The following is a 25,214-nucleotide window of genomic DNA, read 5'->3' as shown; positions in this document are numbered from 1 at the left end:
GGAAGCTTGCACCTTTTTGCCGTCGAGAAACAGCCGTCCCGGCGGCCGCGGGCGGGCCGTGCCGATGCCCGTCCGGGCCTTCCGCCACGGGCGGCCGCCGGCGCGTCGGTGGCATACTCCGCGCTTCCGTTTCCCTGCCGGAGCCGCTGCATGCGCCTGCTTCCCGTCCTCGCCCTCGGCGCCCTCGTGCTGCCGCTGGCCGCCCGCGCCAACGACCCCAACTCCTACGCCCAGCCCGATCAGGTGGTGGTGACCCACCTGGACCTCGATCTCAAGATCGACTTCCCGCACAAGCAGCTGGACGGCGTGGCCACGCTGAGGCTGGACTGGAAGAATCCCAAGGCGCCCGCCCTGGTGCTGGACACCAGCGCGCTGAAGATCGCCTCGGTCGAGGCGGTGGACGCGAACGGCAAGACCCTCGCGCTGAAGTACGCGCTGGCGCCGGCCGACAAGGAGCTGGGCAGCAAGCTCACCATCGAGGCACCCAGACACCCGGCGCAGGTGCGCATCCGCTACGTCACCTCGCCCGGCGCCACCGGCCTGCAGTGGCTGCCGCCCGCGCAGACGGCGGACAAAAAAGCACCCTTCATGTTCTCGCAGTCCGAATCCATCCACGCGCGCTCCTGGGTGCCGCTGCAGGATTCGCCGGCGATCCGCTTCACCTACGACGCCCACGTCAGCGCGCCGAAGAACCTCCGCGTGGTGATGAGCGCGCTGAACGACGCGAAGCATCCTCTTGACGGATTGTTCGATTTTTCCCAACCGCACCCGATTCCCTCCTACCTGCTGGCGATCGCCGCCGGCGACATCGCGGTGAAGGAAACCGGCCCGCGCTCGGCGGTGTATGCCGAGCCTTCGGTGGTGGACGGCGCCGCGCGCGAGTTCTCCGACACCGAGAAGATGATCGCCACCGCCGAGTCGCTGTACGGCCCGTATCGCTGGGGCCGCTACGACCTGCTGGTGCTGCCGCCATCCTTCCCTTACGGCGGCATGGAAAACCCGAACATGACCTTCGCCACGCCGACGATCATCGTGGGCGACAAGAGCCTGGTCAGCGTGATCTCGCACGAGTTGGCGCACTCGTGGAGCGGTAACCTGGTCACCGCCGCTGCCTGGCGTGACATCTGGTTGAACGAGGGCTTCACCACCTACGTGCAGGGCCGCATCACCGAGGCGCTGTACGGCCAGCGCCAGGCCACCGAGGAAGACCTGCTGGCGATCCGCGCACTGCAGAAAGACATCGGCGCGATGCCCGCGAACGCGCAGAAGCTCGCGCCCGACCCCAAGGGCCTCGGCGGCGACGACTCGCTCTCCGACGTGGCCTACAGCAAGGGCTCGTGGTTCCTGCGCACACTGGAGCAGAAGTTCGGCCGCCAGGACTTCGACGCCTGGCTCAAGGGCTACTTCGACCGCCACGCCTGGCACAGCATCATCACCGAACAAATGCTGGCCGACCTCAAGCCCAACCTGATCGACAAATACCCGGGCAAGATGAGCTGGGCCGAGGTGCAGGACTGGGTCTACGGCACCGGCATCCCGAAGGATGCGCCTATCCCCGACTCGCCGCAGTTCGACGCCATCGACAAGGAGCGCACCGCCTTCCTCGCCGGCATGCTGCCGGCCGCGAAGCTCGATGCCAAAGGCTGGAACACGCAGGAGTGGATGTACTTCCTCGACCGCCTGCCCGACGCGCCCAAGCTCGCCGACATGCAGGCCATCGACGCCGCCTGGCACCTCACCGGCACGCACAACGCCGAAATCGGCATGCGCTGGTACGTGCACGCCATCGCCGCCGGCGACAAGGCCGTGTGGCCCGCCGCCGCCGAGCACATGACCCGCATCGGCCGGCTCTACCTCACCCTGCCGGTGTACGGCGCGTTCGCGAAGACACCGGAGGGCCTCGCCTATGCCGAGCAGGTTTACGCCAAGGCAAAGGGCGGCTACCACCCGCTGACCCAGCAGGCGGTGGAGGCCTTTTTTGCCTCGGCAAAAAGGGCGCATAGGTAAACCCTGCTCTTTCCTCCGCATGCGGAGGACCACCCATTTCCGCGAACACTGACGCTCATGCCCAACACCAACCCCTCCACCCGCCCGCTCTGGCAGCGCATGCTGTTTCGCCGCCTGAAATTCCTCGCCATCGTGGTGGTGGCGCTGGTCGTGCTGCTGGGCGGCAGCTACCTGTTCGCGCCGCAGTGGCTGTTCCGCGCGAACATCGCGCGCGAGGCGATGGCCGCGCACCTGGAGAAGCACACGGTGCAGGCCGGCGACACGCGCTGGTCGTATTACGAGGGCGGCGAAGGCCCCACCATCGTGCTGCTGCACGGCTTCGCCGACAGCAAGGAGGTGTGGCTGGAGGTGGCCAAGCAACTCACGCCGCACTTCCACCTGGTCATTCCCGACCTGCCGGGTTGGGGCGAGTCCTCGCGCGACGTGAACGCGAGCTACAACATCGACGCCCAGGCCGCGCGCCTGCAGACCTTCGTGCAGACCCTGGGCCTGGGTCGCTTCCTGCTGGTGGGCCACTCGATGGGCGGCGCGATTGCAGGCGTCTACGCCGCCGAACATCCCGAGCACGTGGGCGAGCTGGCGCTGGTCGACGCGTTCGGGTTGAAGTTCAAGGAGAACGCATTCGCCCGCGAGACGCTGGCCGGCAAGGACCCGTTCGTGTTCTCCGATCGCGCCGGCTTCTGGCATGCCGCCGACCTGGTGTTCGACCAGCGTCCCGATATCCCCGGGCGCTTCGTCGACGTGCTGGTGGCGCGCAACGTGAAGGACCACGCCTTCATCGCCAAGGTGCTGGGCGAACTGCGCGAACCCTCGCAATACCTCGCCGTGCAGAACCGGCTCGACCAGCTGACCATGCCGGTGCTGGGCCTGTGGTGCAAGGACGACAAGGTGATCGACATCTCCGCGCTGGACAGCCTGCGCAACGGCCTGACGCACGCCAGCGCGATCAGCACCAGCACGCTCAACGGCTGCGGCCACATGCCCGAGCTGGAGAAGCCCGAGGAAACCGCGCAGATCCTCACCGCGTTCGCGCTGTCGCACTGAACCGCCGAGATTCGGAAGAGCGCGCCGCGCCCGTCTCCCTCTCCCCCAAGCATCGCTTGGGGGAGAGGGTCGGGGTGAGGGGGCGCTTTTCGCTTGTTAGGCTGGAGACATCGAACAAGCGTCGCGTGTTCCGATGTCGATCCATGCACGCGCCTCAGTAACCAAACGGCGGCGTCAGCCCGGTGAAATCGCCGATCTGCTTGGCGTCATAGGGTCCGTTGAGCTGGTCGTAGCCGCTGCCGGGCAGGTTCAGCGCGCCTTGCGTGAACACGGTCTTGCCCAGCATGTTGACCTCGATCACGCGGTCGTTGAACTGGTCGCTGATCAGGGTGTCGCCGTTGCGCAGCCGCACCGCACGCGTGGGCAGGGGCGTGGGGTTGCTGCCCGCCTCGGTGTTGGTGAAGTACTGCCACACCGGGTGGTCGTTCGCATCCACCTCCACGATACGGTTGTTGTTGGAATCGGTGATCAGCGTGTCGCCGTTCGGCAGGCGGCTGGCGAACGCCGCACCGCTCACTGTGCCCAGCGCGGTGAACTGCTTCACCAGCGCACCGGCCCGGGTGACCTCGATCACGCGGTTGTTGTTCTCGTCGGCGATCAGGACGTGGCCGTTGGCCAGCAGCTCGGCGCTGTTCGGGTTGTTGAGCTGGTTCGGCCCATTGCCGCTGACGCCAGTGGTGCCGTACTGCCACACGACCTGCTTGCGCAGGTTGACCAGGATGATGCGCTGGTTGGCCTGGTCGGCGATCAGCACGTGCGGTCCGTAGTGGCCGGGGAAACTGACCAGGAACAGCGCCTGCACCGGCGTGTTGAGCTGGTCCGGACCGGCGCCCGCCACGCCGGCCTGGCCGTATTGCCAGACGATGTCGCCGTGCGGATCAACCACGATCACGCGATTGTCGGGACAGCCGTTCACCGTGTCGCTGCAGCCGGGCAGCCCCGGCGGCGTGCCGGTGCCGGAGATCAGGGTGAGCGTGCCGAAGCGCTCGGCGTCGTTGGTGCCCACGATGCTGTGCGGACCCGGCAAATCGGAGCCGTTGCCGAACTGCCACACCACCTGGTGCGTCCGGCGATTGATCTCGACGACGCGGTTGTTGAACTGGTCGGCGACGAGGATGTTGCCGCTGTCGCCACCGCGGGCGAACGCCGGCTTCGCCTGCAAGCTGACCGCGGCAACGCCGGCCACGACGAGGGCGGTGGCGAGACGGCGCAGGATCGGCGCGGAAATCGGAATGCGTGACATGGAGGGTTCCTCCGTTCGGGTTGCGTGGCGAGACGAGGCCACGACGTCGCGCGCCAGCGCGCGACGCACGAGCAGGAGGCCTGTACGAGGGCGAGCGCAAACCTGCCGCGAACGCGGTCTCCCGTCCTTGCCGTGCTTGCCCATTCCGCCGTCACCGGACCGGCGGGATGGCAATACCGATCCCAGGGATCGCCCGATCCCTACATGTGTTCATGCCCGTTTCGGCCGTTTTGGTTCAATCGTGGCGCGCCGGCGTTGTCTTCCGTACCGGAACTCAGTGCGGACGGCACCCCTTGCTGCCGCAAGAATGTGCGCATCGCCGGGTCTTCGCACAGGCCGATCGCGCGCTCGCGGGCCGCATCCGCTTCGTCGCGGCGCTGCAGACGCGCGAGCAGGTGCGCGGCCAGCGCCCAACAGGGTTGGTAGTCGCGCACGGCCTCGGCCGGGATCGCCTGCAGTAGCGCCCAGCCGTGTTCCGCATCGCGTGCTTCGGCCACTGCGGCGGCACGGCCCACGAGGGTGCCGATGCGATGCTGTAGTGCATGGCATGGCTCCCGGTGAGGGCGGCGCCACCTCGCATCGCCCACGGCCAAGACGCGCCGCCGCCGGCCGTTTCGACAGCGCATGCCGCTAGTCGCGCGACGGCTCCGGCAACACGGCCTGCATCGGGTGGATCTCGAAGCGGAAGCCGATGCCGGCGCGGATCACCGGATCGTGGTCGATCAGCGCACCGGGCTCCCCGTCGTCCGGCAGTTGCAACACGGCCAGACCCCACGGGCCCGCCGGGTCGAGTACTGGCCCGAACACCACCACCTTGCCCTCGCGCATGCGCTCGCGCCAATAGCCCACATGCTCGTGCATCGCCGCCGCCTCGGCCGGCGTCATGTCGCCGGGGAACGTGGAACGCGGCGCCAGCAACCGACAGCAGTAATGCTTCATGTCCGGCATCGCTCCGACGGCCTGGGAAGAACCGTCCGAGCATGCGCCGCACGCCCTTGCCCGCACAAGTACGGATGGACGTCCATTCGCCTTGGTCGCGATGTCACACGATGCCGGGAATCAGCGCCTTGGTGCGCCGCATATAGTCCACGTAAGCAGCACCGAAACGCTCGCGCATCCAGACTTCCTCGTGGCGCAGCTTGAACCAGAACGCGGCGACAACCAGCGCCAGCGCCAGCAGGCCGCGCCACTCGCCGATCACCAGCGCCGTGCCGAGCAGGCCCAGCAGCATGCCGGTGTAGATCGGATGGCGTACCCAGCGATACGGGCCGACCACGACCAGCTCGTGATCCTGCTTCAGCTGCACCGTGCCGCTCCAGTTGCGCCCCAGCGCCACACGCGCCCAGCAGGCGAAACCCACGCCGAGCAACAGCAGGAACAGGCCCAACCAAGCCCAACCCACCGCGGCCGGCAGGAAGGCTCGCCACAACCATTCCAGTCCCGCCCAAGGGCGGTCCGTGAACAACAGGATGAAACCCAGCAGCAGCGGCACCCGGTACACCAGCATCGTGCCCAGGCTGTCCACCCGCGCGGCCCGCTTGGTGCCGAACGCGCTGACGAACCAGTACAGCAGCCAGGCCAGCCAGATCAGGGAAATGACGATGCCGAAGGGAAAGGACATGGTGGCGGTATCCACGAGAGCGATGCCGTCAGCATGCGCCGGCGCTGCGCCTTGATCGAGTGACGGTTGTCAGGCGACTCGTATACTCAATACCCGTTTTCGACCCAAAGTGGACTCATATTCCAGGGAGGCGAATGGACGGAATGGACGAACTGAAAAGGTGGCAACCATGAAATGCCCGATGCTCATACTTGGAGTTGCACTTCTCTTGCCAAGCCAGTTCGTGCATTCCCAAGATGGTTGGCTACAGCCGGCTTCCATTCGGGACTGGGGTACGGAGTACAGCCGGGTGCCTGCCGCGAACTTCCTCGATTTACGCGGTGATCCACAAGCGCTACGGGAGTTGGAGAGCAACGCATTCGTACTGGATCACAGCACGGCTGGCCCTTCACTTGGCCTTAGTTGTGAAGCGCCAAGCAAGAGATACCTAATTCGATCTCTGTCTCTTGGGAGCGGCGGTTTGGCGGTCTATGAGGGGCCGAATGGCTTGATCGTAAGCGTTGGCGACTTTTCCGACCCGCGCCATCCAACAAGGAGCGCCTTGGCCATTTGCCTTCCCTCAGACCCTCGTGGTGTGCGAGGCAACGTGAGTTTTGCGAAGTAAGTGTGTGGGCCGATGAAACTCGGGATGTCCGCTTCCGACCCATGGCAGACACCCACAGTCCATAGGTCAATTGAATCGCCAGAGCAGAGACGCGGCGCGGCAGTGACGAAAGTCGCTGTCGTCCCGGCGATCCCTCAATCCGCCACATCCGCCACCAGCCGATCCAGCTCGGCTTTCAGCGTGGCGCCATTGCCGCGCAGCCAGTCGCGCTGCTCGCGCCAGTCGGGCAGCAAGCCTTCCACCTGCGCCCAGAAGCGCGGTGCGTGGCTGCGCACCTTGAGGTGGCAGAGTTCATGCACCAGCACGTAGCGCAGCGCGGCGGGCGGCGCGAGCGCCAGCGCGAGGTCGAGGTTGATGCGGTCGCGGGTGTCCAGGCTGCCCCACAGGCTCTTCATCGGCCGCACCTTCAGCGCGGTGGGCGCGAGGCCGAGCTGCGGCACGTAGAACGCGAGCCAGCGCGACACGTCGCGGCGGATCAGCGATTCGAAATGCGAGGCCAGCAGGCCGCGTGCCACCGGCAGGGCGCGGGTGTGCGGGCGCGGGATCACCAGGGTGAGGCCTTCGGCCTGCGTCTCGATCTTCGGATAGGCGCCGTCGGCCCAGTCCAGCGTGGCCAGCTCGCCGCGCAGCGGCAGCGTGGTGGCATGGCCCACGCGCAGCGGCGGCAGCGGCTTGACGATCAGGTTCAGCTCGTCGAGCTTCTGCTCCAGCCAGTCGGCGTGGTGGCGCAGGAAGGCGCTGACCTGGGCGGGATGGGTGCCGTCGGGATAGGTCACGCGCGCGCCCTTGGGCGTGACGGTGAGGCGCAAGCGCCGCGCACGCGGGTGGGCGGCCTTGAGCACGCGGATGGTGTTGCCGCCTGCGGTCGCCAGTTCCAGCCAGTCGCCTTCGAGATGCTGCGCCATGTGCCTGCTGCCTGTACGTCCGGGCGCCGCCGTGGGTCGACGTGCCCGGAGGGACAGTATGTGGGGAGAACCGCGTCCCGGCGCAAGGGTCGGCGGTCACGGCTTGCGGAAAGCCCGTTCTGACGCCAATCTCAACCTTCGCTGGGACGCGGCAAACCGAACCATTCCTCCAGCTTGGCCAGCAGGCGCTCCAGTTCCAGGGTGAGCAGGGCGAAGCTGGCATCGGCCTCGGCCTGGGCGTCCTCGTGGCCGTCGCCCATCTCGTCCAGCACCACGTCGAGGAACTTCAGCTTGCGCACGATCAGGTCCTCGCCCAGCACGAAGCTCATGCGGTCGTCGAACACCAGGCCGAGCTGGAACACCTGCTTGCCGTTGCGCAGGTGCTCCTTCACTTCTTCCGCATCGAGATCCTGACGACGACACTTGGCGATCGCGCCGGTGGCGGTGGCGGGGTCGCGCAGTTCCACTTCGTCGCCGAGCGCGAGGCCGGCGGGCAGCGTGCCGTTGGCGAGCCAGTCGGTCATCAGCACGCGCGGGCCTTCCTCCGGCGCCAGCGGTACCGCGGGGAAGCTGCCCAGCGCCTCGCGAATTTGCGTGAGCGCGTTCTCGGCCGACTTGCGGCTGGAGGTGTCGAGCACCAGCCAGCCGTGCTTCGTGTCCACGTAGGCCGACATCCGCGACGTGCGCACGAAGGCGCGCGGCAGCAGTTCGGTGAGCAGGTCTTCCTTGAGGCGCTTGCGCTCGCGCCCGCCGACCTTGCGGCCTTCCTCTTCGGCGATCTTCTGCACCTTGCGCTGCAGCTCGTCGTTGACCACCGCGGCGGGCAGCAACTTGTCCTCGCCGCCCACGGTGACCATGGTGCAGTGCTTCACCACGTGGGTGAGCGGCGCGTCGTCGCCGCGGCCGACCGGCGGCACGAAGCCCTTGGTGAACATTTCCAGCGGACCGCAGGGGCGCAGGCGGTGCTCGCCCAACGCCTCGTCCAGACGTTTCAGGTCATCCGCGACGGCGGGAGAAAAACGGAACAGGGTGAGGTTGCGGAAGAACATTGGGTATCCATGCAGATGCGAAGGCCGCCTTGCGGCGGCCACATGCCAGACTCGGTGGCGACGTCATTCCCGCGCAAGCGGGAATCCATTTTGCTGCTCGGCGAAGATCGACATGGATGCCCGCATTCGCAGGCATGACGCCACGGATTGTCCAAGCCTCGCCGTATTTGCCAAGGATCAGCGGCACACGGCCGCGACGGCCTTGGTCACGTAGTCGATATTGCCGGTATTGAGCGCGGCCACGCAAATGCGGCCGCTCCCGAGCGCGTAGATCGCGAACTCCTCGCGCAGGCGATCCACTTGCGCCTTGCTCAGGCCCGAGTAGGAGAACATGCCGGCCTGCTTGTTGATGAAGCCGAAGTCCGGCGCGCCCAGCGCGGCGAGCTTGTCCACGAAGGCCGCGCGCATCGTGTGGATGCGGCTGCGCATCGCGCCCAGCTCCTGCTCCCACAGCGCGTGCAGTTCGGCGCTTTCCAGCACGCCCGCCACCAGCTTGCCGCCGTGCGTGGCGGGGCTGGAGTAATTGGCACGCACGGTGGTCTTGATGCGCGACAGCAGGCGCGCGGCCTCGTCGCGGTCGGCGCCCACGAAGCTGAGCGCGCCCACGCGCTCGCCGTACAGCGAGAACGACTTGGAGTAGGAATTCGCCACCACAAAGGCAGGGATACCCGAGTCGGCCAGCAGGCGCACCGCGGTGGCGTCCGCTGTGGCGTTCTTGTCGAAGCCCTGGTAGGCCATGTCGACGAAGGGCAGCAGGCCGCGATCCTTCAAGAGCGCCACCACCTGCGCCCACTGCGTGGCGTCCAGGTCCACGCCGGTGGGGTTGTGGCAGCAGGCGTGCAGCAGCACCACGGTGCCGGGCTCCAGCTTGGCCAGGTCCGCCAGCATGCCGGCGAAATCGAGGCCGTGGCTGGCGTCGTCGTAGTAGCGGTAGTCGATCAGCTGGAAGCCGGCGGTGCGAAACACCACGTGGTGGTTGCCCCAGCTGGGGTTGCTGATCGCCAGCTTCGCGTTCGCGCCCAGCACCTGCTTGAGCAGATCCGCGCCCACGCGCAGCGCGCCGCTGCCGCCGATGGTCTGCGCGGTGGCCACGCGGCCCGCGTCGAGGATGGGCGCGCCCTCGCCGAACAACAGCTTCTGCGTGGCGCGGTTGTACGCTGGCAGACCGTCGATCGGCAGGTAGCTGCGCGGCAGGTTGTCGCGCGCCAGCGCCTGTTCCACCTGGCGCACCGCGTCCAGCACCGGCACCTTGCCCTGCTCGTCCACGTAGATGCCCACGCCCAGGTTCACCTTCTCCTTGCGCGGATCGGCGAGGTAGGTTTCGGTGAGGCCGAGGATGGGATCGCCCGGGGCCATTTCAACGGAAGCAAAGATGGACACGTGATTTCTCGCTTTTCTTCGTATGGAAGTATGGACGTCCAATCGGACGGACACCCGATGATCTCAGATTTCGCCGCCGGCCGCTGACAGCCCCGCGAAATCGAACAGCCCGCGGTCGGCCAGCTGCGACGGCGCCACGTTGCCCAGCGCGCGGAACATCGTCTCGCTGCGGCCGGGATGCTCGCGCTCCCACTCGTCCAGCATGCGCCGCACCTGCTTGCGCTGCAGGTTCTCCTGCGAGCCGCACAGGTTGCAGGGGATGATGGGGAACTCCCGCAGCGCCGCGTATTCGGCGATCTCGCCCTCGCGGCAGTAAGCCAGCGGGCGGATCACCACGTGGCGGCCGTCGTCCGAGCGCAGTTTGGGCGGCATCGCCTTCAGGCTGGCCTGGTGGAACAGGTTGAGGAAGAAGGTGGCGAGGATGTCGTCGCGGTGGTGGCCCAGCGCGATCTTGGTGATGCCGTTCGCCGCCGCCCAGGTGTACAGCGCGCCGCGGCGCAGCCGCGAGCACAGGCTGCACATGGTCTTGCCCTTCGGGATCACCCGGGTCACCGTGCTGTAGGTGTCCTGCTCGATGATGTGGAACGGCACGCCGCGCGACGTCAGGTACTCCGGCAGCACGTGTTCCGGGAAGTCCGGCTGCTTCTGGTCCAGGTTCACCGCGATCAGCTCGAAGCGTACCGGCGCCTTCGCCTGCAGCTGCAGCAGGATGTCCAGCAGGGTGTAGGAATCCTTGCCGCCGGACAGGCACACCATCACCTTGTCGCCGTCCTCGATCATGCGGAAATCCGTGATCGCCTTGCCGACCTGGTGGCGCAGCCGCGTGGCGAGGCGCTCGACCTCGGCGGCGGGCGTGGAAACGATTTCGGGCAGCGCGGACATGGCGAACTTGGGGGCGACGGGACGCCCATTGTACCCGCCCTGCTCCGCCTGCTTCCGGCGGCGTTACACTAGGAATACCGTCCGCAGCGCCGCACACCGCCATGCAGGTACAGGATCACGCCGAAACCGCCCAGCTGCTCGCCGAATTGCGGCTGGAGCATCGCGACCTCGACAGCGCGATCAACCAGCTGGCGAGCGCGATCGGCCGCGACGAACTGCAGCTCACCCGCCTGAAGAAACGCAAGCTGCTGCTGAAGGACCACATCGCGCGGCTGGAAAGCAAACTGATCCCCGACCTCGACGCCTGACGCGCCCAGCTATGCCCTTCGCCGACCCTGTCCTGCTGCGCGACGCGCATGTCGCGCTGGAACCGCTCAGCCTCGATCACGTTCCCGCGCTGGAGGCCGCCGCCGCCGATGGCGAGCTGTGGAAGCTGTGGTTCACCAGCGTCCCTGCCCCCGGCCAGGTCGCGGCCTACGTGGAGAAGGCGCTGGAAGGCCAGCGCGACGGCACGATGCTGCCGTTCGTGGTGCGCGAACCGGGCAGCGGCGAGATCGTGGGCAGTACCCGCTACTACGACCTCACGCCCGAACTGCCGCGGCTGGCGATCGGCTACACCTGGTACGCCAGGCGCTGGCAGAAGAGCCACCTCAACACCGCCTGCAAGCGCCTGCTGCTGGCGCATGCGTTCGACACGCTGGGCTGCGTGGCGGTGCTGTTGCACACCGACCACCGCAACCTCGATTCGCAGCGCGCGATCGAGCGCCTCGGTGCGCACCGTGACGGCGTGCTGCGCGCCGACCGGCGCCGACCCGACGGCAGCCTGCGCGACACCGTGTGCTATTCCATCCTCGACCGCGAATGGGGGGATGTCAGCCAGTGGCTGGAGCTGCGGCTGGCGCGCTTGATCCAGCGCTGATCGTTGATCGAGAGCGACAAGACGGCCCGGCCAAAGCCCCGCGGCAAGCAGAAACATCCATCGCGACCCCCGCGCCTCACCTCGACCCTCCCCGGATGCAAAAGGGAGAAAGCGCGGGAGCGACTCGACTCAAACAGCTCAAATGCCAGCCTGGCGCTGCAGCCATTGCGCCGCGCCGCGCCCGACGAGCAGACCGCTCGCGAAGCAGGCGGTAAGCAGGTAGCCGCCGGTGGGCGCCTCCCAGTCCAGCATCTCGCCGGCGCAGAACGTGCCCGGCCGCGCGCGCAGCATCAGCTGCTCGTCGAGCGCCTCCAGCCGCACGCCGCCGGCCGTGCTGATCGCCTCGGCCAGCGGGCGCGGTGCGCGCAGCCGCAGTGGCAGCGCCTTGATCCGCGCCGCGAGCGCAGACGGATCAGCCAGCGCGGCCTTGTCCGCGCCTTCGAATACCAGCGCGCACTTGGCGGCATCGAGATGCGCGCGGCGGCGCAGCCAGTCGCCCAGGCTGTGCTTGCCGCGCGGGGCGGCGAGTCGCTCGGCGAGCGCGCCCTGCGGCAGGCCCGGCGCCAGATCGAGCCGCAGCAGCGCCTCGCCATCCTGCACTATCCGCTCGCGCAACTCCGCGCCGATCGCGTAGACCAGGCTGCCCTCGATGCCGTATTCGCTGAGCACGCATTCGCCCTGCCGCGCCTGCGCGGCGCCGTGGCGATCGGTCCAGTGCGCCGTCACCGCCTTGAGCGGCGCGCCGGCGAAACGCGTGCGCAGGTGCTCGCTCCAGGCAATCTCGAAACCACAGTTCGCACTCTGCAAGGGGGCGATGTCGATGCCGGCGGCGTGCAACGGCGCCAGCCACGCGCCATCGGAACCGAGCTTCGGCCAACTGGCGCCACCCAGCGCCAACACCACGGCGTCGGCCGCAACGAGGCACTCGCCATCCGGCGTGGCGAAGCGCAACGCGCCGTCGTCCTGCCAGCCCAGCCAGCGATGGTGCATGTGGAAGGCCACGCCGTCGGTGCGCAGCCGGTGCAGCCAGCGGCGCAGCAGCGGCGCCGCCTTCATGTCGGCGGGGAACACCCGGCCCGAGCTGCCGACGAAGGTCTCCACGCCCAGCCCGCGCGCCCAGGCGCGCAAGGCCTCGGCATCGAACGCGCGCAGCCAGCGCGCGATCTCGCCGCGGCGTTCGCCGTAGCGCTCGACGAAGCGCGCGAACGGCTCGCCGTGGGTGAGGTTGAGGCCGCCCTTGCCGGCGAGCAGGAATTTCCTGCCCACCGAGCCCATCGCGTCGTACAGGTCGACTGCAACGCCGGCGGCGCACGCGGCCTCCGCCGCCATCAGGCCGGCCGGGCCGCCGCCGATGATGGCCAGGCGTGGTGTGTCGTTCGTCGTCATCCGTGCATGGTCGCATGCGGGACGAATACGGAGAAAAAAGCCCGGCCGTCACCGGCCGGGCCTGGTTCGAATATCGGCGGCGCGCCTCCCTGCGCACCGCGCCCCCGGTCAGAACTGCAGGCTCCAGCCGTTGAGCGTGCCCGCGTCGCCGCTGTAGTACGGGTCGTTGTCGATCACCTGCAGCTGCCAAGTGCCGTTCGCCTGATCCGCCGAGGCATTCACCGTGTAAGTGGTGTTGATGTTGCCGTCGTTGTTGTAGTCCGGCGACTGCAGCGTGTACGAGGTGCCGTCCGGCGCGATCAGGTCGAGTTCCAGGTCGCCCGACCAGTTGTGGGTGATGTTCACGTTCACCTTCAACGTGGACGGGGCATTCCCCGACTGGCCGCTCACCGCGATGCCGTCCTGGATCGTGGCGTTGTCGGCTATCGTCACCGGCGTGTCGGTGCTGCTGAAGGTGCCGCCGCCACCGCCCGCAGCGGACACGGTCACCGACGCGGTCTTGCTGTTGCTCGCGCCGGTGCTGTCGGTCACCGTCTCGGTGACGTTGTAGCTGCCGGCCGCCGCATAGGTGTGGCTGGGGTTGGCCGTGGTCGCCGCCGCGCTGCCGTCACCGAAGTTCCACGAGTACGAGCTGATCGTGCCGCCCGTGTCGGTGGAGCTGTCGGTGAAGTTCACGGTGAGGCCGTTCGCCGTGTCGGTGAAGTTCGCCACCGGCGTACTGCCGCCGCCACTGCCGCCCACGATCGGATGCGTGATCGCGCAGGCGTTGGTGTCGTTCGACCAACTGGCCTGCTCGGTGAACGTGCCGGTGCTCATGCTCACGTTCGCCGCGCCACCGGGCTGGCCCGCCGCGATCCACGCGCACTCGTCGGAGTTCTCCATGCCGTTGTCGGCCGAACCGCTGACCTGGTTCGTCCAGCCGCCCGCCGGATAGGTGTCCGACATCATCTCGTGCCACTCGTGGCCCAGCGTCATCGTCCAGCCGTCCAGGTCGCCGCCTGGGCTGGCATTGACGAAATCCACGCCGCAGCCCGAGCCCTGATCCATGTTGTACGGCTGGTTGCTGTAGGCGATGTCGCCGTACGACGAGGTCGTGTAGTTGTGCCACGCGCAGTAGCCCTGGGTCGGACTCTGGTAGTTGTCCGGGTCGGTGCCGTGCGGCGACATGATGATGTAGTAGGTGTAGCGGTTCGAGCCGGCCGCAGTATTGCCGAAGTGCGCGGCCGCCGCGATCGCCTCGTTGGCCAGATCGGTCGCGGTCGGTGCGCTGGGTGCCGCGGCCCCATTGTCGTACCAGGAGCCGGCGTACACGCCACCGCTCTGGTACGGCACGAAACTCGCGTTCGACGGGCAGCTGGTGGCGCCGCTGGCCACGTTCGGGCCGTCGCACCACTGGGTCAGGTCGGCCGACCACAGTTCGCCGCCGGTGCCGATGCCCTTGAACATCTCCTCGGCCTGGGCCGCCGCGCCGTAGGAGTCGCCGGAGAACACGTCGTCGCCATTCGCGTTCGTGCTCTGCGAGCCCCACTGGTTGCCGTAGTACACGATGTACACCTTCACGTGGCCGTCCATCACGCCGACGCCGTCGATGCCGCCGGCGTAGCTGAGCGTGTTGGCGCCGGTCGCCGCCGTCATCACGGCGGGCGTGTGCGTTTCCTTGTAATGCTTCATCTTCTCGTGCACCGCCCGGGTGGGAATCACGCCGTGGCGGTAGCTGTGCCCGTGGGCGGGCGAGTAGGGATTGCCCTGCGGGTTCGTGGCCGCGTCGGTCTGGGCGAACGCCGGGCCGGCCATCAGACCCAGCAACACGGATGCCGCGAGTGTCTTCAACACGATGCTTTTCATGTGATCTCCCCAATCAGGAAACAGGTGTTTGCAAACATGCGCCCCCGCACATGCGTTCGGTTTTTTCCAGGGACGGCACAGGCAAAGGCCTGGACGTCACGCCCGCTTTCGCGGGTACGACAACTGCTTTTCTGAGTTCCCTGCGCCGCATGCCCGGCGGGCTTTCAGTCCGGGAAAGAAGCGGCGCGCATCGCTGCGCGCCGCCATGCATCAGAACGTCAGGCTCCAGCTGTTGAGCGTGCCGTAGTCGCCGCTGTACCACGGGTCGTTGTCGATCACGCGCAGCTTCCAGGTGCCGTTGCCCTGCACCGAGGAGGCGTTCACCGTGTACGTGGTGTTGATGTTGCCGTCGTCGTTGTAGTCCGGCGACTGCAGCACCGCGTAGGCGCCGTTCGGCGCGACCAGGTCGATCTCCAGATCGCCCGACCAGTTGTGCGTGATGTTCACGTGCACCTGCAGCGTCGCCGGCGCCGCACCCGGCTCACCGGTCACGCTGATGTTGCTGGTGATGGTGGCGTTGTCGTTGATGGCCTTCCTGGTGTTGTTGCTGAACGTGCCGCCGCTGGGGGCGGTCACCGTCACCGAACCGCTCTTGGTGCTGGTCGCACCGGTGTTGTCGGTCACCTTCAGCGAGACGGTATAGGTGCCCGCCGCGGTGTAGGTGTGGCTCGGGCTGGCGCTGGTGGAAGTGCCGCCGTCGCCGAACGTCCAGGCGTAGCTGCTGATGGTGCCGCCGGTGTCGGTCGAGGTGTTGGTGAAGCTCGCCGTCAGGCCGCTCGTCGTGTCGGTGAAGTTGGCCACCGGCGTGCCGCCGCTTGCCGCATTCACGGTGATGCTCTCAGTGGCCACGTTCGAAGTGCCCGCACTGTCCTTGGCGTCGAAGGTGAACGAGTCGCTGCCGCTGTAACCCGTGGCCGGCGTGTAGGTGAACGCGCCGGTGGCGGCATTGGTGATCGTCACCGTGCCATGGGTGGGCTGGGCCACCACCGCGAACGTCATGCTGGCACCGCCGGCCGAGGCCGACAGCGTGCCGGACACCGCGGTGTTCTGGTTGGTGCTTACCGCGCCGTTGCTGGCGGTCGGCACCGTCACGCTGCCGCCGCTGCCGGCGACGTTGGCCACGAAGTTCGCGATGTTGATCGAGCCGAAGCCGGTGGTGTAGTCCCAGCCCACGGCGGCGGTCTCGCCGCTGTTGTTGCCCGAGGTGACGTCGTGGAAGTCAGTCGAGTAATGCGACGCGGCGTCCGCGTAGATCAGCGGCGCGGCGAAGCCCAGCGAGGGCTTGGCCGCCAGCACGCGCGCCCACACGCCCACGAACAGCGGCGAGGCCAGGCTGGTGCCGCCGATCTGCTGGCTGGCGCCGTCCACGATCACGTTGGCGCCGCTGACCGGGCTGGCGTCGAAGGCCACGTCGGGCAGGCCTCGATAGGAACTGCCGGCGTTCTGGCCCACGCCCTTCTGCCAGCTCGGCTGCGCCTCGAAGGTGCTGGGGCTGCCGCCGGTCGCGCCTTCGTTGGAGCTCAGGTTGTTCCACACCGTCTCGTTGGTCCAGGTGGTGCCCGAGGTGTACAGCTCGGTGCCGCCCACCGCCACCACGTACTGCGAATCGGCCGGCCAGCTCGGCACGATGCCGCCGGTGCCGCACTCGTCCGCGCCGCTGTCGCCGGAGGAGATCGAGAAGGTCTGGCCCTGCGCATCGGCCTGCTCGAAGATGTTGTCGCCGGTGGCCGCGCCGTTCGTCTCCGAGCCGGTTTCGCAACCGCCGATCGAGACGTTGATGATGCGCACCGTGTTGTCGGTGACCGCCTTGTTGAAATCATCCACCAGCGGCTGCGTGTTCAGGCTGGAGGTGGTGTACAGGGTGAGCGACTTCACGCCGCCGGAGATGCCGGCGATGTCCTGGCTGTCCAGGTCCCACTCGCCGTCGCCGCTGGTGTCGCTGCTGCCGCCGTCCACCGTCACCACGTTCATCGGGATGCTGCCGAGGCCCGGGTTCTGGCTGAGGAACGAGCTGAAGTCGCTCTGCACGTTCGTCATGCTGCCTTCGGCGATGATGCCCACCGGGATCGTCGCGCCGGTCGCCGTGCTGCCCGCGTTGTAGATCGCGGCGAAGTCGGCCGGGTTGTGCGCGCCGGCGGTGCCGCCGGCCGCATTGACGTGGACCGGGTTCAGCACATGGAAGGTGTGCACGGTCTGCAGGCCCAGCACCTCGTTCACGATGCCTTGCAACGCAACCGGGATCTTCACGTCGCTGGCGGTGGCATAGGCATTGCGCCCGTCATGCGTGTGCACGCGCACCAGCGAGGTGCGGAACGCGGAGGCCGCCGTGTCGGCGCGGCCGCTGGCGGTCACCAGCTGGCGGTTCGGCTCGATGGTGACGTTGCCGAAGCCGGACTTCCTCAGGAAGTCGGCCACCTGCTGCGCCTGCGCCTGGGTCGGCGCGTACAGCGCGTTGAACTGCGCGGACGTGAGGTTGGGATGGTGCGGGTTGGCGATGAACGCATCCAGCTGCGCCTTGTTGCGCAGATTCAGCGATACCGCGACGTGCATCGATTGCGCGACTTCCAGCGCGCCGACGACGCGGTCGCCGGTGTGCAACTTGGTGGCGTGCCGCACCGTGGCGAACTGTGCAGTGCTGGTGGTGTGGGCCGTACCGGCGCACACCGAAGAGGCCGCGGCCATGGCGATGGCGGCGGCCAGTGCTTTCAAACGAACGTGATGCATGGATAACTCCCCAGTTTTTTTCGGGGCGAACGGACCTGACGCGGTCGCGTGACCCCGTGGCAATGACATGTCGCACCCGCGTGCGACGCCGTTTTCTGCTTGCCAGACGATTCCCGAGCGCCCGCTGCAGCAGCCGTCCCCCTGAGAAATTCCCTCTCTCGGTCGGCCTTGGGCTTCGCTTGACAGGACCCGCCCCCGCAGGTGCCATCCGGAACCATTCGCCGATGCTCCCCATGGCGAATCGTCCGAAACTAAGCAATCGAATTTGCACTCGTCAATATCAGAAAGCGCAAATCCAAACCGGCGACACACTAATCATTTACACGCGCTTCATGTTGAGCAGCGGCGCATGAAACAACGCATTTGAAACGCAATTACGTTCGATTTTCGACGAATCCCGGCGATCGCATGCACGCCCGCAAAGCACGCAATTACGCGGCTTCCCGGCCATCCCCGCACCGAGGCGCATGAATCGACATCGCAACAAGAAACGAATTCTCCAGACGGATCGCCTCGATTCGCATCAAATGGCGTTGCAGCAATTATTTTCGATTATCTCGTTCCAATCGGCACGGCCTCGCATCCATTGCCCAAGTTGCAAGGGTCGGCGTCGGGCATGAAATTGCGATACCGTGGCCGCGATCGAATCGATCAACCGGCCGTACCGCGTATTCCGGGGCGGGCTTGCTGCAACACACCGGCCGCGGATCCTTCGAACCGAATCGTTGCCGGGGAGCTATCGCGATGCGCCGAATCCTGTCCGCGTGGTGCTGGGTCGCCCTGTGCGCCAGCTTGTCCGCCCATGCCGCCGAGTTGCCCGCCGCGCCGCGGGAGCATCCCGGATTGCTGGCCCTGGGCACGGCGCCCAGCGAGGCCGAGCTGCGCGCCACCATCACCGCCCTGGTGGGCTTCGGCACGCGCCACACGCTCTCGGACACGAAATCCGCCACGCGCGGCATCGGCGCCGCGCGGCGCTGGGTGCAGGCGCGCTTCGCGGCGATCTCGCACGACTGCGGCGGTTGCCTCGAAGTGGTCACGCCCGCGCAGACGTTCACCGGCAAACGCATCCCGCAACCCACCGAGGTGGTGGACGTGGTCGCGATCAAGCGCGGCAGCACCGATCCGCAGCGCGTGATCGTGATCACCGGGCACCTGGATTCGCGCGTCAGCGACGTGATGAACGCCCGCAGCGACGCGCCCGGCGCCAACGACGACGCCTCCGGCGTGGCCGCGCTGATCGAGGCGGCGCGGCTGTTGTCGAAGCAGGACAACCGCGCCACCCTGGTGTTTGCCGCGCTGTCCGGCGAGGAGCAGGGCCTGTACGGCGGCAAGCTGCTGGCCGACTACGCGGTCGCGCACGGCTGGCAGGTGGAGGCCGCGCTCAACAACGACATCGTGGGCAACAGCCGCGGCGAGAACGGCGCCATCGACAACACTGTGGTACGGGTATTCTCCGAAGGGACCAAGAGCAACGAGACGCCCGCGCAGGCGGCGTACCGGCGCTACCACGGCGGCGAGGTGGACTCGCCCTCGCGCAACCTCGCGCGCACCATGGCGCAGCTGGCCGACCGCTACCTGCCCGACTTCCGCGTGCGCATGGTCTACCGCACCGACCGCTACGGCCGCGGCGGCGACCAGGTGCCCTTCATCGAAGCCGGCTATCCCGCGGTGCGCGTCACCGAGGCGCACGAGGACTACACGCACCAGCACCAGGACCTGCGCACGCAGGACGGCGTGCGCTACGGCGACACCATTGCCGGCATCGACTTCCGCTACCTCGCCCGCGTCACCGCGCTCAACGCGATCACCATGGCCGCGCTGAGCCGCGCACCGGCGCCGCCCGGCGGCGTGGGCATCCACGGCGCGCTGGCCACCGACACCACGCTGGACTGGCGCAAGGTACCGGGCGCCGCCGGCTACCGCGTGCACTGGCGCGACACCACCGCGCCGCAATGGCAGCACGCGCGAGCGGTGGGCGACATCGACCACGCCGTGCTCAAGGACGTGGTGATCGACGACGGGTTCTTCGGCGTGTCGTCGGTTTCCGCGGACGGCTACGAAAGCCCGGTGGTGTTCCCCGGCGACGCCGGCAGTTTCGAACGTTCGCCGCCGACAGGCGCCGACGACAAACGATGAAACCGCGACGGCACGGCGTGCCGTCGCGGCTCCGCGGGAACTCCGCTGGCGCTCAGCCGCCGCTGGTCGCCGCCGAAGCCGGCTGCGGCTCGTCACTCTTGTCGTGCGCACCGGATGCTGCAGGTTTCGCTGCGGCCGGCTGCGCGGTCTCCGCGGGTTGCGCCGACGCGCTGCCGGACGCACCGCGGGTATAGACAATCTGCTTGTCGCCCTCGCACTGGCCGACCACCTTGCCGTCCCCGGCCGGTTCGTCGTGCGCCACCACGGCCAGCGTGTAGCCTTCCAGTCCCTTGGCCTTGAGCTTCGCGTCGATGCTCGCCTTCACCGCATCACACGAGGCATGGACCAGCATCGGCGCCGCGAGCAGCGCCAACGCGACGAATACACCATGCGATTTCATGGGCAGGTCTCCAAGTACGGGAAGACCCATCAAACCGCGCAGCCAATGAAATCCGTGTCGACAACGTCGCTCAATCCAGCCGCACGCCCAGTTGCGCGAAGCGGCGCAAGCCGTCGGCGCTGGGCAGCAAGGCGCGACTGCGGCTGGTGCGGCGCAACCAGCCGGCATCCAGCATCGCGTCGGTGAGCGCCACGCCCAACGGGCCGCCCAAGTGCAGGCGGCGTTCGGTCCAGTCGATGCAGCCGCGACCGCGCAGGCGCAACAGCTGCCCGGCCGGTTCCGCTTGCCAGCCCGCGCCCACCAGCGCCTCGATCGCGGGTGCCTGCAGCCGCAAACCGTCGCCGGTCGACTGCAGCCAGCCGCGTTCCAGCCACGCCGCACACATCGCCACGCCCAGCTCGCCGGCCAGATGGCGATAGCAGGTGCGCGCGCGACACAGCGCGGGATCGCTGCCCGGCGGACGCGGCGCCTTGGGCGCGCGCGGCAGCGCCATCGCTTCCAGCCACGCCGCCACCTCGTCGTCGGCGAGGCGGTAGTAGCGATGCCGGCCCTGCTCCTGCACGGCGAGCAGGCCGCCATCGAGCAGGCGCTTCAGGTGCGCGCTGGCGGTGGCCGCACCCACGCCAGCGATGCGTGCCAATTCACCGGCGGGGCGTGCGCTGCCGTCCAGCAGCACCAGCAGCATCGCCGCGCGCGCCGGCTCCGCCAGCAGGGCGCCGAACTCGGCCAGCTGATAACGGTTGGGTAGTCCGCTGCGGCTCATGCGCGCAGTGTAGTGCGCGCCCTGTGCGCTCGTTTCGACGCGCAGCGAAACATCGGCGAGGCGAAGCCACGACATTGTCGGCATGGATATGTACTACGCCCCCGACACCTTGCAGATCCGTCCCTCCATCCTCTACTTCGGCACGCCCGTCGTGCTGATCGCCACGCGCAACCCGGACGGCTCGGCCAACATCACCCCCATGTCTTCAGCGTGGGCGCTCGCCGACCGCGTGACGATCGGCCTCGCCGGCGGCGGTCAGGGCCTCGCGAATCTGTTGCGCGAACGCGAATGCGTGCTCAACCTCGCCAGCGAATCGATGCGCGAGGCGGTGGAACGGCTGGCGCCCACCAGCGGCCGCGATCCGGTGCCGGCGTGGAAGCACGGCTATCGCCACGAGCCGGACAAGTTCGCGCTGGCCGGCTGGCATGCGCTGCCTTCCCTGCGGGTGAGCGCGCCGCGCATCGCCGAGGCGCCGCTGCAACTGGAGGCGCGCGTGCTCGAGGCGGTCGAGCGCCCGTTGGAAGCCTGGCGCGGCGATGCTGGCGGCTACGTCACGCTGGAGCTGGAGGTGTGTCAGGTGCATGCGCACGCCGACATCGTGGTGCCCGGCAGCTCGCACATCGATCCGCGCCGCTACCGGCCGCTGTTCTACGTGTTCCGCCATTACTACGGCGTGGGGCCCGCGCTGGGCCGCACGTTCAAGGCCGAGGTGTAGCGCGCACAGCGGCGTGGCAGACTCGGCGCATTGCCCACGCCGGAGACGCGCCATGAAGTGGATCGTCAGCAGCCTGTTGCTCGCCATCGGCCTCGCGCTGGGTGGCTGGTTTACCGGCCACGGTTTCGAGGCCGGGCGCAACGCGCGCATCGTCACCGTGAAGGGGCTGGCCGAGCGCGACGTCAAGGCCGACCTTGCGCTGTGGCAGCTGCGCTTCGTGCGCGCGGGCGACCAGCTCGCCACCGTGCAGGCGGCGATCCAGCAGGACGACACCGCGGTCACCGCGTTTCTCACCAGGCAGGGACTGGGGCCGGAAGCCATCGCGTTCCGCAACCTCGAAGTCACCGACCGCGCCGCGCAGACCTGGGGCGACGGCAAGTATCCCAGCCGCTACATCATCGTGCGCACGGTGATGCTGCGCAGCGCCGACGTGGACAAGGTGGCCGCCGCCTACCAGGCCAGCGGCGCGCTGGTCGACGCGGGCGTGGTGCTGGGCGGCGAGAACCCCGGCAACAACGGCGGCCCCACCTACCTGTTCGACGGCATCAACGCGCTGAAGCCCGCGATGATCGCCGCGGCCACGAAGAACGCGCGCGACGCGGCAGAGCAGTTCGCGCGCGACGCGGGCAGCCGGCTGGGCGGCATCCAGCGCGCCAGCCAGGGCGTGTTCGAGATTCTGCCGCGCGACAAGGCGCCGATGCTGCAGGCGGACAAGCAGATCAACAAGACCGTGCGCGTGGTGGCGACGCTGGAGTATCGGCTGGAGTGAGTCCCCCTTCCCTGCAAGCAGCCTGATCCACACGATTCCCGGAAGCCCACCACCGTTCGCCCTGAGCGCAGGCCCCAAGGGCCGACGCGGGGAGTGGCCACGGATGGCCACGTTCTGAGGAGCGAGGAACTCGAAGGGCTGTCACGGCGGCGCTTCGACTGCGCTTGCTAACGCAAGCTACGCTCAGCGCGAACGGCGCTTTTACTGTACTCAGCTTCCCCGCGGCTTCGCGCGATGCGTGGGCGTGGCGCTCCACGGATCGTCGGGCCAGGGGTGGCGCGGGTAACGCCCCTTCAATTCCTTCTTCACTTCGGGATAGGTGCGCTCCCAGAAGCCTTTCAGATCCTGTGTCACCTGGATCGGCCGGCCCGCGGGCGAAAGCAGGTGCAAGGTCACCGGTACGCGGCCGGCGCCCACGCGGGGAGTGTCCGCGAGGCCGAACAGTTCCTGCAACTTCACCGCCAGCACCGGCGGCGCATCGGGCGCGTATTCCAGCCGGCGCGTCTGGCCGCTGGGCACGGTCAGCGCATCCGGCGCCTGCGCGTCCAGGGCTTGCCGCTGCGCGTGGTCGAGCAATGCCGACAGCGCCTGCGAAAGCTCCTCCGCATCCAGCGCATCGAGTCGGCGCTTGCCGGCGAGATACGGCGCCAGCCAGTCGTCCAGCGTGGCGAGGAGTTGCGCGTCGGAAACATCGGGCAGCCCAAGCTCGGGCATCCAGCCGCGCAAGGCCCGGATGCGCAGGCGCAGGCGACGCGCGTGTTCGCTCCACGGCAGCGCGTCCAACCCCTTGCTGCGGATCGCGGCGAGGAGCGCGGGCAGCGCGTCTTCCGGCTGCACCGGCACGCTGCGGCGTTCCAGCACGATCGCGGCATAGCGGCGTTCCTCGAACGCTTCCACCGCGTCGCGCGCTTCGTTCCAGCGCAGCACGCGCTCGCGCACGAAACGCTGCGGGTAGTCGCGTTCCAGCACGCGCGGATCGAACGGTGCGGCGGCGAGGATCAGGCTGTCGCGCGCCTCGAAACGCAGATCCAGCGCCACCAGCCACGGCTCGCCCAAAAGCGCGGTGTTGTCGTGCAGGCGTGCGCCTCGGCCATTCGCCAGCGTGTAGCGCAACGGGTTTGCTTCGTCGCGGCGCGCGATGCGGTCGGGGAAGGCGTGCAGCAGAAGGTCGCCCACCGCGTGGCTGTCGGGCGTGCCGCTGGCGGCGCTGCGCACGTCCAGGCGCCGACGCCAGCCCTTGCTGGCCTGCTCGATCGCCGCCAGCGCACCGCCATCGGCGCCGTGGCCGCGGCGGTCGCGCCAGGCATGCAGCGCGGCCACGCGCATGCGGAAGTCGTCGCTGCGGCCCTGCTCGCCGCGCAGCGGCGAGCGCGCCTCCATCAGCGCGAGCAGATCGGCGATCAGTGGGCGCAATGGCTCCGACGCGCGCAACGCGGCGGCGCCGAGACGTGGCGTGGCGCCCAGCGCCAGCATGCGCCGGCCCAGCGCGGTGATGCGGCCGTCCGCATCCAGCGCGCCGAGATTCATCAACAGTTCGCGCCCCTGTGCCAGCGCGCCGGGTGGCGGCGCGTCCAGCCACGGCAGCGCGTTGCTGCCCCAGGCTGCGAGTTCCAGCGCAAGACCGGAGAGTTCCACCTGCGCGATCTCCGCCGTACGCGCGGCTTCCAGCCGCTTGCTCTGTGGCCACAGCCGATACGCCGTGCCCTCCGCCACGCGCCCTGCGCGGCCCGCGCGCTGATCGGCCGAAGCCTGCGAGATGGCGACAGTTTCCAGCCGGGTGAAGCCGGAGTTCGGATCGAAGCGCGGCTCGCGCGCGAGGCCGGCATCGATCACCGCGCGGATGCCCGGCAGGGTGACGCTGGATTCGGCCACGTTGGTCGCCAACACGATGCGACGCGTGCCCGGCTCGGCCGGCGCCAACGCATGCTGTTGTTCGGCGAGCGAGAGTTCGCCGTGCAGCGGCACGATCTCGATTTTTTCTTCCCTCTCCCTCTGGGAGAGGGATCGAGGGTGAGGGTTCGGCGAAGTTTGGACAACACGCTCCGCCCGTACCCTCTCCCGGCCTTCGGCCACCCTCTCCCGAAGGGAGAGGGTTTCTTCCAGCACCGCCTGCGCCCGCGCGATCTCGCGCCGCCCCGGCAGGAAGACCAGCACGTCGCCGTCGCTCTCCGCCAGCGCCTGCTTCGCCACACGCGCGAGCTGGTGCTCGATGCTCTCCTGCGCGCGAGCGGACGGGTGCTCGATGCGCACCGGAAAACTGCGGCCGGGACTGGTGATGCGCGGTGCATCCAGCCAGCGCGCGATGCGCTCGCCGTCCAGCGTGGCGGACATCACCACCAGGCGCAGCTCGGGCCGCAGCGTGGCCTGCACGTCCAGCGCCAACGCGGCACCGAGATCGCCGGCGAGATGCCGCTCGTGGAATTCGTCGAACAGGATCGCGCCTATGCCGGTCAGCTCGGGATCGTCCTGGATCAGCCGTGTGAGGATGCCTTCGGTGACCACTTCGACGCGGGTGGTCGCGCCCACCCGCGACTCGAAGCGGATGCGATAGCCCACCGTCTGCCCCACCTCCTCGCCCAACTGCCGTGCCATGAACTGCGCGGCAGCGCGCGCGGCGATGCGGCGCGGTTCCAGCATCACGATCTTCCGGCCATCCAGCCACGGCGCATCGAGCAAGGCCAGCGGCACCTGGGTGGTCTTGCCCGCACCAGGCGGCGCCTCCAGCACCAGCCGCGGCGTCGCTTCGAGCGACGCGCGGATCTCGGGCAGCAGCGGGGTGATCGGGAAGCTGGGAACGGCGGGACTCATGCGCAGCCATGATA

General features: G+C 68.3%; 21 protein-coding genes. 7 read left to right on the top strand and 14 right to left on the bottom strand.

Features of this window, described 5'->3' with window-relative positions:
• Positions 1-150: 150 nt before the first annotated feature.
• Positions 151-2,007, top strand: coding sequence for a M1 family metallopeptidase (locus AB7878_RS10590; RefSeq protein WP_369494332.1), 1,857 nt, complete (start codon positions 151-153; stop codon positions 2,005-2,007).
• A gap of 57 nt (positions 2,008-2,064) precedes the next feature.
• Positions 2,065-3,051 (top strand): alpha/beta fold hydrolase, encoded by a 987-nt coding sequence (locus AB7878_RS10585; protein ID WP_369494331.1) that lies wholly within the window; start codon positions 2,065-2,067, stop codon positions 3,049-3,051.
• 154 nt (positions 3,052-3,205) lie between these two features.
• Here AB7878_RS10585 and AB7878_RS10580 read toward each other — a convergent pair whose 3' ends face one another.
• The 8 genes from AB7878_RS10580 to ttcA all read right to left on the bottom strand — a co-directional run bounded on the left by AB7878_RS10580 (position 3,206) and on the right by ttcA (position 10,735).
• A complete protein-coding gene (locus tag AB7878_RS10580) occupies positions 3,206-4,294 on the bottom strand; it encodes an NHL repeat-containing protein (protein ID WP_369494330.1) in 1,089 nt (362 codons plus the stop codon).
• A gap of 200 nt (positions 4,295-4,494) precedes the next feature.
• Positions 4,495-4,791: a hypothetical protein gene (locus tag AB7878_RS10575; protein ID WP_369494329.1), complete on the bottom strand. Its 297-nt coding sequence runs from the start codon at positions 4,789-4,791 to the stop codon at positions 4,495-4,497.
• Positions 4,792-4,924: 133 nt separating this feature from the next.
• Positions 4,925-5,233, bottom strand: a complete 309-nt coding sequence (locus AB7878_RS10570; protein WP_369494328.1) for a YciI family protein — start codon at positions 5,231-5,233, stop codon at positions 4,925-4,927.
• A 103-nt stretch (positions 5,234-5,336) separates the two neighbouring features.
• Positions 5,337-5,915, bottom strand: coding sequence for a methyltransferase family protein (locus AB7878_RS10565; protein WP_369494327.1), 579 nt, complete (start codon positions 5,913-5,915; stop codon positions 5,337-5,339).
• Positions 5,916-6,653: 738 nt separating this feature from the next.
• Positions 6,654-7,424, bottom strand: a complete 771-nt coding sequence (locus tag AB7878_RS10560; protein ID WP_369494326.1) for a M48 family metallopeptidase — start codon at positions 7,422-7,424, stop codon at positions 6,654-6,656.
• Positions 7,425-7,555: 131 nt separating this feature from the next.
• Positions 7,556-8,473, bottom strand: a complete 918-nt coding sequence (locus AB7878_RS10555; protein WP_369494325.1) for a recombination-associated protein RdgC — start codon at positions 8,471-8,473, stop codon at positions 7,556-7,558.
• A 177-nt stretch (positions 8,474-8,650) separates the two neighbouring features.
• Positions 8,651-9,853, bottom strand: coding sequence for an amino acid aminotransferase (locus AB7878_RS10550; protein ID WP_369494324.1), 1,203 nt, complete (start codon positions 9,851-9,853; stop codon positions 8,651-8,653).
• Positions 9,854-9,916: 63 nt separating this feature from the next.
• Positions 9,917-10,735 (bottom strand): tRNA 2-thiocytidine(32) synthetase TtcA, encoded by an 819-nt coding sequence (gene ttcA / locus AB7878_RS10545; protein ID WP_369494323.1) that lies wholly within the window; start codon positions 10,733-10,735, stop codon positions 9,917-9,919.
• A 101-nt stretch (positions 10,736-10,836) separates the two neighbouring features.
• Here ttcA and AB7878_RS10540 point away from each other — a divergent pair, with 101 nt between their 5' ends.
• Complete coding sequence (locus tag AB7878_RS10540) at positions 10,837-11,043, top strand: YdcH family protein (RefSeq protein WP_077483207.1); 207 nt, start codon at positions 10,837-10,839, stop codon at positions 11,041-11,043.
• Between the two features lie 11 nt (positions 11,044-11,054).
• On the top strand, positions 11,055-11,654 hold the full coding sequence (locus tag AB7878_RS10535; protein WP_369494322.1) for a GNAT family N-acetyltransferase: 600 nt from the start codon (positions 11,055-11,057) through the stop codon (positions 11,652-11,654).
• Between the two features lie 138 nt (positions 11,655-11,792).
• On the opposite strand, the gene AB7878_RS10530 is transcribed toward AB7878_RS10535, so the two are convergent.
• The 3 genes from AB7878_RS10530 to AB7878_RS10520 form a co-directional block, all read right to left on the bottom strand.
• Positions 11,793-13,040 carry a TIGR03862 family flavoprotein gene (locus AB7878_RS10530; RefSeq protein WP_369494321.1) on the bottom strand — a complete coding sequence of 416 codons (1,248 nt, stop codon included), beginning with the start codon at positions 13,038-13,040 and terminating at the stop codon, positions 11,793-11,795.
• A 108-nt stretch (positions 13,041-13,148) separates the two neighbouring features.
• Positions 13,149-14,885, bottom strand: coding sequence for a proprotein convertase P-domain-containing protein (locus AB7878_RS10525; RefSeq protein WP_369494320.1), 1,737 nt, complete (start codon positions 14,883-14,885; stop codon positions 13,149-13,151).
• A gap of 210 nt (positions 14,886-15,095) precedes the next feature.
• On the bottom strand, positions 15,096-17,609 hold the full coding sequence (locus tag AB7878_RS10520; RefSeq protein WP_369494319.1) for a protease pro-enzyme activation domain-containing protein: 2,514 nt from the start codon (positions 17,607-17,609) through the stop codon (positions 15,096-15,098).
• A 744-nt stretch (positions 17,610-18,353) separates the two neighbouring features.
• On the opposite strand from AB7878_RS10520, the gene AB7878_RS10515 reads away from it, so the two are divergent.
• Entirely contained in the window at positions 18,354-19,745 is a 1,392-nt protein-coding gene (locus tag AB7878_RS10515; RefSeq protein WP_369494318.1) for a M20/M25/M40 family metallo-hydrolase, read from the top strand.
• Positions 19,746-19,797: 52 nt separating this feature from the next.
• On the opposite strand, the gene AB7878_RS10510 is transcribed toward AB7878_RS10515, so the two are convergent.
• Positions 19,798-20,145: a DUF1161 domain-containing protein gene (locus tag AB7878_RS10510; protein ID WP_369494317.1), complete on the bottom strand. Its 348-nt coding sequence runs from the start codon at positions 20,143-20,145 to the stop codon at positions 19,798-19,800.
• 70 nt (positions 20,146-20,215) lie between these two features.
• Positions 20,216-20,983, bottom strand: a complete 768-nt coding sequence (locus AB7878_RS10505) for an ArsR/SmtB family transcription factor (protein ID WP_369494316.1) — start codon at positions 20,981-20,983, stop codon at positions 20,216-20,218.
• 7 nt (positions 20,984-20,990) lie between these two features.
• On the opposite strand from AB7878_RS10505, the gene AB7878_RS10500 reads away from it, so the two are divergent.
• Positions 20,991-21,623, top strand: coding sequence for a flavin reductase family protein (locus AB7878_RS10500; protein WP_369494315.1), 633 nt, complete (start codon positions 20,991-20,993; stop codon positions 21,621-21,623).
• A gap of 52 nt (positions 21,624-21,675) precedes the next feature.
• Positions 21,676-22,392: an SIMPL domain-containing protein gene (locus AB7878_RS10495; protein WP_369494314.1), complete on the top strand. Its 717-nt coding sequence runs from the start codon at positions 21,676-21,678 to the stop codon at positions 22,390-22,392.
• 210 nt (positions 22,393-22,602) lie between these two features.
• On the opposite strand, the gene hrpB is transcribed toward AB7878_RS10495, so the two are convergent.
• Entirely contained in the window at positions 22,603-25,200 is a 2,598-nt protein-coding gene (gene hrpB, locus AB7878_RS10490) for an ATP-dependent helicase HrpB (RefSeq protein WP_369494313.1), read from the bottom strand.
• Positions 25,201-25,214: the final 14 nt, after the last annotated feature.

Origin of the sequence: Rhodanobacter humi (assembly GCF_041107455.1) — a bacterium.
Classification (GTDB): domain Bacteria; phylum Pseudomonadota; class Gammaproteobacteria; order Xanthomonadales; family Rhodanobacteraceae; genus Rhodanobacter_A.
Note: the sequence above shows the minus strand (reverse complement) of the source record. Positions and strands in the feature narration are given on the sequence as shown.

What these genes read in the sequence shown, in the direction of transcription:
- AB7878_RS10590 (WP_369494332.1), top strand. Translation starts at nt 151, where the DNA reads ATGCGCCTGCTTCCCGTCCTCGCCCTCGGCGCCCTCGTGCTGCCGCTG.
- AB7878_RS10585 (WP_369494331.1), top strand. Translation starts at nt 2,065, where the DNA reads ATGCCCAACACCAACCCCTCCACCCGCCCGCTCTGGCAGCGCATGCTG.
- AB7878_RS10580 (WP_369494330.1), bottom strand. Translation starts at nt 4,294, where the DNA reads ATGTCACGCATTCCGATTTCCGCGCCGATCCTGCGCCGTCTCGCCACC.
- AB7878_RS10570 (WP_369494328.1), bottom strand. Translation starts at nt 5,233, where the DNA reads ATGAAGCATTACTGCTGTCGGTTGCTGGCGCCGCGTTCCACGTTCCCC.
- AB7878_RS10565 (WP_369494327.1), bottom strand. Translation starts at nt 5,915, where the DNA reads ATGTCCTTTCCCTTCGGCATCGTCATTTCCCTGATCTGGCTGGCCTGG.
- AB7878_RS10560 (WP_369494326.1), bottom strand. Translation starts at nt 7,424, where the DNA reads ATGGCGCAGCATCTCGAAGGCGACTGGCTGGAACTGGCGACCGCAGGC.
- AB7878_RS10555 (WP_369494325.1), bottom strand. Translation starts at nt 8,473, where the DNA reads ATGTTCTTCCGCAACCTCACCCTGTTCCGTTTTTCTCCCGCCGTCGCG.
- ttcA (WP_369494323.1), bottom strand. Translation starts at nt 10,735, where the DNA reads ATGTCCGCGCTGCCCGAAATCGTTTCCACGCCCGCCGCCGAGGTCGAG.
- AB7878_RS10540 (WP_077483207.1), top strand. Translation starts at nt 10,837, where the DNA reads ATGCAGGTACAGGATCACGCCGAAACCGCCCAGCTGCTCGCCGAATTG.
- AB7878_RS10535 (WP_369494322.1), top strand. Translation starts at nt 11,055, where the DNA reads ATGCCCTTCGCCGACCCTGTCCTGCTGCGCGACGCGCATGTCGCGCTG.
- AB7878_RS10530 (WP_369494321.1), bottom strand. Translation starts at nt 13,040, where the DNA reads ATGACGACGAACGACACACCACGCCTGGCCATCATCGGCGGCGGCCCG.
- AB7878_RS10525 (WP_369494320.1), bottom strand. Translation starts at nt 14,885, where the DNA reads ATGAAAAGCATCGTGTTGAAGACACTCGCGGCATCCGTGTTGCTGGGT.
- AB7878_RS10520 (WP_369494319.1), bottom strand. Translation starts at nt 17,609, where the DNA reads ATGCATCACGTTCGTTTGAAAGCACTGGCCGCCGCCATCGCCATGGCC.
- AB7878_RS10515 (WP_369494318.1), top strand. Translation starts at nt 18,354, where the DNA reads ATGCGCCGAATCCTGTCCGCGTGGTGCTGGGTCGCCCTGTGCGCCAGC.
- AB7878_RS10510 (WP_369494317.1), bottom strand. Translation starts at nt 20,145, where the DNA reads ATGAAATCGCATGGTGTATTCGTCGCGTTGGCGCTGCTCGCGGCGCCG.
- AB7878_RS10505 (WP_369494316.1), bottom strand. Translation starts at nt 20,983, where the DNA reads ATGTCGTGGCTTCGCCTCGCCGATGTTTCGCTGCGCGTCGAAACGAGC.
- AB7878_RS10500 (WP_369494315.1), top strand. Translation starts at nt 20,991, where the DNA reads ATGGATATGTACTACGCCCCCGACACCTTGCAGATCCGTCCCTCCATC.
- AB7878_RS10495 (WP_369494314.1), top strand. Translation starts at nt 21,676, where the DNA reads ATGAAGTGGATCGTCAGCAGCCTGTTGCTCGCCATCGGCCTCGCGCTG.
- hrpB (WP_369494313.1), bottom strand. Translation starts at nt 25,200, where the DNA reads ATGAGTCCCGCCGTTCCCAGCTTCCCGATCACCCCGCTGCTGCCCGAG.